This window comes from Escherichia sp. WS1450, from assembly GCF_046487395.1.
Classification (GTDB): Bacteria; Pseudomonadota; Gammaproteobacteria; order Enterobacterales; family Enterobacteriaceae; genus Escherichia; species Escherichia coli.
This window is the reverse complement of the sequence record NZ_JBJQJO010000075.1, coordinates 1-4,068: the sequence shown is the minus strand read 5'-3', so window position 1 is coordinate 4,068 and position 4,068 is coordinate 1. Positions and strand designations below refer to the sequence as shown.

The 4,068-nt window shown below is 43.4% G+C and carries 2 protein-coding genes and 1 pseudogene; 2 read left to right on the top strand and 1 reads right to left on the bottom strand.

The features are described from left to right. Both ACJHYR_RS27080 and ACJHYR_RS27075 read left to right on the top strand, forming a co-directional pair. Positions 1-243: pseudogene (locus ACJHYR_RS27080) on the top strand (integrase core domain-containing protein); the annotation flags it as partial. Between the two features lie 514 nt (positions 244-757). Next, positions 758-2,050, top strand: a complete 1,293-nt coding sequence (locus tag ACJHYR_RS27075; protein WP_029490416.1) for an MFS transporter — start codon at positions 758-760, stop codon at positions 2,048-2,050. Between the two features lie 461 nt (positions 2,051-2,511). Here ACJHYR_RS27075 and ACJHYR_RS27070 read toward each other — a convergent pair whose 3' ends face one another. After that, entirely contained in the window at positions 2,512-4,023 is a 1,512-nt protein-coding gene (locus ACJHYR_RS27070) for a phosphoethanolamine transferase (RefSeq protein ID WP_226454132.1), read from the bottom strand. Positions 4,024-4,068 lie beyond the last annotated feature (45 nt).

Sequence of the window (4,068 nt, the reverse complement as noted above, 5' to 3'; positions counted from 1 at the left end):
CAGTTTGCCCGGATGTTGGGGCTTGAACCGAAGAACACGGCGGTGCGGAGTCCGGAGAGTAACGGCATAGCAGAGAGCTTCGTGAAAACGATAAAGCGTGACTACATCAGTGTCATGCCTAAACCAGATGGGTTAACGGCAGCAAAGAACCTTGCAGAGGCGTTCGAGCATTATAACGAATGGCATCCGCATAGTGCACTGGGTTATCGCTCGCCACAGGAATATCTGCGGCAGCGGACCAGTAATGGGTTAAGTGATAACAGATGTCTGGAAATACAGGGGCAAATCCCCCACCTGAACGCCAATAATTCTAACAAATACTCGCAACACATTCACTTTTAACACCCTTTCTATTAACAATTACAGGTTATTAAACTTTTTGTGTTCCCGAAAATAACGCAACCCCACGCTGCCGGCGACACACACATATCAACCGACCACTTCAGGGGGATTGGTACATATTCCCGCCACTAACAGAAAACTCGTCAATAAAAACCTGGCTAAAACGACCTCCAGCGAGCCATTACATAGTACCCGGGTTTGATAAAGTCCATTCTCAATTGCAAACCACAGGGTTCAGTTAAATATTCTCATTTATTCTGAATGACTGGCTTTGTAATTATACGTAAAACAATGTCAACCAACTGGTCAACCAATAAAAGCAAGAGGTTGATCACTTTCATGACAACGTGGAACGGGTAATATCTGGAACAACATGTGACCTTGTAAGCCTCCTTCTTAACCATTTGAGGTATATATGAAATATATAAAACACTACAGATGGCATATGATTGTTCTCGTATGTTTCATTACTATCATTAACTATCTTGACCGTACCGCTCTTGGCGTTGCGGCACCAACCATAATGTCAGATTTAGGGATCTCTAAAGAACAGTATTCCTGGATTGTAAGTGTATTCCAGCTGGCGTACACAATAGGTCAACCAATTATGGGATTCTTTATTGATAATATCGGCCTTAAATTAGGCTTCTTTATCTGTGCAGTTATCTGGGGATTAGCCACGATGGGACACGCCCTGACTGGCTCCTGGATGGGACTGGCATTCATGCGTGGTATCATGGGCGTTAGTGAAGCTTCAGCTATTCCGGCGGGCGTAAAAACAGCCTCAACATGGTTTCCGGCAAAAGAACGAGGCATCGCAACTGGTGTATTTAACATGGGGACATCATTTGGTGCCATGTTAGCCCCGCCTTTGATTGCATGGTGCATTATGTTCCACAGCTGGCAATTTGCTTTTATTGTGGCTGGTATACTGGCTGTAATAGCCGCATTTATCTGGCTGATTTTCTATAAAGATCCAAAAGATGCAAAACGCCTCTCCCCAGAAGAACGTTCATATATTGAAAATGGTCAGGAAAAGCATCTGAACAATGCCAAAAAAGAAAAAACATCTGTAATCAACATCCTGAAACAAAGAAACTTTTGGGGAATCGGTATTTCCCGCTTTTTAGCTGACCCGGCATGGGGAACTATTAACTTCTGGGTGCCTGTTTTCTTTGTCGAAACACTGCATTTCAGCCTGAAAGAAATCGCCATGTTTGTATGGCTTCCATTCCTCATGGCTGATTTAGGATGCCTTGCCAGTGGATTTGTTGCAAAATTCTTCAATGAAAGAGGAATTTCATTAATAAATTCACGACGTATTACTTTTACTATTGGTGCGATACTGATGACGACTATCGGTCTGGTCAGTATCATAGAAAACCCCTATATTGCTGTTTTATTAATCAGTATTGGGGGGTTCTCACATCAATTACTTTCTACGGTTGCTGCAACTTTAGGTGCAGACCTGTTTAAAAAGAATGAAGTCGCAACGGCTGTCGGAATGGCCGGGGCATGTGCATGGTCTGGCCAGCTGATTTTTAATTTATTCATTGGTGCATTTGTCAGTATCATTGGCTTTGGGCCGTTCTTTATTGCACTGGCGGTATTTGACCTGATTGGTGCTGCAGCCTTATGGATACTGATAAAAGACAACAAACAGACAGATGATCACAGTCACAACAACAAACTGATTTCATCACACTAAAACGAAGTCATTGTTTAATAAATTTAAACCATTATATATGAATTTTACACTCTGAACATGGTAACCGATTTAGCACTGGCGCATTAATTTGCGCGAAGGAGACCTCAAAATCCCTTATCGTGCCTTCATACTGCAGCCGGGGTCAGCTGCAGTTTCAGTGCTTTTTTTGATGCAAAAAACAGCTGTTAACCATCAAAAAAATTAATATCTTCAGACAGATTGCCTGTGATATTCCGTTTTATCCGGCACTATGAAGCACCAACGTCGGGAATTAAAGAATTCCGCCCCGGCGAGTAGTCCCCCTCACTAATATCACTCTTATCTGTAACCCCGAACGGCTTCCATAACAATATAATCCAGTACCGCATTAAACTTTCCATCTATCGGCGTGGTTACCCGAAAATTATCTTCTGGTCGTTTTTCTTTGAAAGTAATAAAGCGGACTAAATTACCCCGGTGTCTCATTTAAAGCTATTTCGTAATGCTTTGTAATTAAACACGTTATGGTTTGCATCAAAAACATCTGATTTCCCCTGCCAGCGGGTAATCACCTCCTCTGGTGTTTTCGGTTGAGCCGGTCTGGTTACGCCCATCCATGCATTAATCAGATAATCATTATACGCAGTGGAAAAAACACTGTTCACCGTCTGGCGATCGACATGCTCTCCCAGTGTCGGGCTGTACCAGATAAACATCGGAACATGATAAGCCTGCTGGCTGGGTTTTATTCCACCATGAAAATAAACGTGTTCTTTTGTCGGGTCATACTCCAGACCGTGATCTGAAAAATACATGACGGATGCCCGACGCGTTTCCAGCATGGCGAAAACCTGTCCCAACAAACTGTCGGTATAATGAATGGAATTATCGTAGCAGACTTCTTCTGTATCCAGTGGTTTAAACACGGCTTTATCTCTGGGCCAGTTACTGCAGACTGGCTCATGGCTGCCCGTCAGATGCAGAACAATCAGTTTCCTGCACCCCGGATTACTGTTCAGTGCTTCAGCCAGGTGCGGGAGCAGCAACTCATCATAGCCTCTGACATAAATTCTGTTTCTGGCCCGCATGGCGATACTGGCCACAGCCGTTCCGTTCTGTCGGAAAGCGGACTGCGCACTGAGCCACCAGGTATCGAACCCTGCCTGATTCGCCATGTTGATAATATTATCGGGGTAATGGCGAACATCATGATGCAGCACAGTATCAGCAGATAATGCCAACGGTACCGCAAGGGCGGTATAAGGTGCCCCGCTGATTGCCTGAGTGAACAGTTTCAGTCGTGATTTCTGTTTCTGAAGCTCTGGTGTGGTTGGCCGCGAGTACCCGTAAATGGACATGTTATCAGTCCTTGCTGATTCACCGATGATCAGTACAAATTCATCAATATTATTGTCTGTAATCATCAGCTCGTAGTGAGGTATGGTATCAGCAATCGTCATTAATCTCTGATGCTCCTTTGCGGCCAGTGCAAAATAGTTCAGATTAAAGAAAGGGGTATATGTGGCAAACCGGGAAGCGACTATGTAAGGATCAACTTCATTTATTTGATACTGTTTCTTCAACGCAAACTGAAAGGAAGAATATAACGTTACTGTAATTAACAATAAAAATGTAATTACCGTGACCTTTCCCGAAGGCAATGAGGACGTTTTATTTATTGCTGAACAGACGAACAATAAAAAGAGGATAATAAACGCAATAACATAGACGACATATATCCTGAACATTCTTATTGCTTCATCAGGATCTGTCTGTAGGATACTGATTGCAAAACCATCATTGAATGTGGTGCCAAATGTACACCATGAATACAGGCTGATACTGATATCTGCCGCGGTCAGTAATGTGAACGGAAAGGCCAGAATCAAACGCAACGTAAGCGATTTCATTGCCTTAATAATAAGAAGTGAACCGCCCCGGGAATCCTGGAGACTAAACTCCCTGAGAAAGAGGTAAACAGAATGACTAAAAATACTCGTTTTTCCCCCGAAGTCCGTCAGAGGGCGATTCGTATGGTT